The organism is Actinoallomurus acaciae (assembly GCF_042429965.1).
Lineage (GTDB): Bacteria > Actinomycetota > Actinomycetes > Streptosporangiales > Streptosporangiaceae > Actinoallomurus > Actinoallomurus acaciae.
Map to the genome: position 1 here is coordinate 803 of NZ_JBHLZP010000963.1, position 1,659 is coordinate 2,461.

At 74.0% G+C, this 1,659-nt stretch carries 1 protein-coding gene; it reads left to right on the forward strand.

All coding sequences use genetic code 11. From position 1 onward, the window contains the following. Nucleotides 1–183: 183 nt before the first annotated feature. The gene (locus ACFFNX_RS49400; protein ID WP_378213407.1) at nucleotides 184–1,050 is read left to right on the forward strand and encodes a DUF1932 domain-containing protein; all 867 of its coding nucleotides are present in this window, start codon (nucleotides 184–186) and stop codon (nucleotides 1,048–1,050) included. Nucleotides 1,051–1,659: the final 609 nt, after the last annotated feature.

Genomic DNA, 1,659 nt, shown 5'->3' on the forward strand with positions numbered 1-1,659 from the left:
ACCTCAGACCGAAGCCGGAACTCCCCCTCCACCACCTCAGACCGAAGCCGGAACTCCCCCTCCACCACCTCAGACCCGGGTTGCTGGTCGTGGTTCGGGCGAGGCGTCATGGTGCCGAATGCCGGCACGGTCCGGTGGATACCGTACGGGCGGGGAGTACGCGAGAGAGAAGGCGGAGAGTCGATGGGTGCCGAACGATCACCGGTCACGGTCGGGCTGTTGCATCCTGGACGGATGGGGGCCGCGGTGGGGCGTCTGGCCGCGCGGGCCGGTCATCGGGTGCTCTGGTGTCCGGATGGGCGGAGTGCGGCGAGCGCGGCCCGGGCGGAAGAGGCCGGGCTCGTCCGTGCCGACGGTCTCGGCGCGCTCATCGCCGAGGCCGAGATCGTCGTCTCGCTCTGCCCGCCCGCCGTCGCCGAGGAGGTTGCCCGGCAGGTGGCCGGGGCCGGCTTCGGCGGCGTCTTCGTCGAGGCCAACGCGATCAGGCCGGCGCGTGTACGGCGGATCGCCGGGCTGTTCCCGCGCGCCGATGTGGTGGACGGCTGCGTGATCGGGCCCCCGCCCTCCGGCCGTACCGGCGCGCGTCTCTACCTGTCGGGCGCGGCCGGGCACACCGGTCCGGTCGCCGGGCTGTTCGCCGGTGACGGCCCGATCGAGGCGATCACGATCGACGGCGGCATCGGCCAGGCATCCGCGCTGAAGATGGCCTACGGCTCCTTCAACAAGGCCGCGAGTGCCCTCGCCGCGGTCTCCCTCGCGCTCGCGGACACGTACGGTGTGAGCGACCATCTCCTCGTCGAGGCTCGGCGGCTCGCCCACGACCACCTCGCCGCGCCCGAGCACCTGTCCAGGGTCGCGGCCCGCGCCTGGCGATGGGCGCCCGAGATGGAGGAGGCCGCCGCGACGATGGAGGAGGCGGGGCTGCCGGGCGAGTCCGCGCGCGGGGCCGCCGCGGTGTTCCGCCGCTGGGACGGTGACCGCGACGACTTCGACATCGCGCTTCCGGACGCCCTGCGCCACCTGCGTACGGACCGTGACCCGGAAGCCTGACCTCTGTCGCGACCGTCGGCAACCCGTGCCCGCGCCTCGGCGTCTTGCCAGGAATCCGCGTGCCGGCCGGCTCGGATCCCCTCGAAGAGATGGTCCTCAGCGCCCGGACCGCCGAACCGCGAAGGCGCCTGGTGGCATTTCGGGGATGGCGGAAACAGGCTCGCGTGCCCACCGGCGCCTGGACGCTCACGGTCACGACTCTCGCGCCCTTAACGCGGGCTGTTTCCGGGGCTTCCCCACCCCGGCCGACGGAAGCATGCGCCGTCGACACCATGCTCTCTCTCCGCACCGCTCGCCCGCCGAAACGCCTCGCCGCCGACCGGCGCCTACCCGCCCGGCGCGGCGGCCGACGACCGTGAGGCAAAGACCGCTGAGCAGCCCCGACCAGGTGGACGATGACCGGCCGCAAGTCCGGCTCGACCGGGGTGGCGGGAGTGCGCCGCGACCGTTCAGGTGCACGTCATGGTCGGCCGGATGGCCCTCAGGCCGGGTAGCCACCATCGCATGACCGGTCGCAGCCGCCAGCTCGCCGGGACGGCGGGACGGCGGGACGGCGGGACGGCGGGACGGCGGGACGCCGGGACGCCGGGACGCCGGGACGCCGGGACG

Bases quoted from the DNA above. Each gene is read 5' to 3' on its own strand.
- ACFFNX_RS49400 (WP_378213407.1), top strand. From the start codon at position 184: ATGGGTGCCGAACGATCACCGGTCACGGTCGGGCTGTTGCATCCTGGA.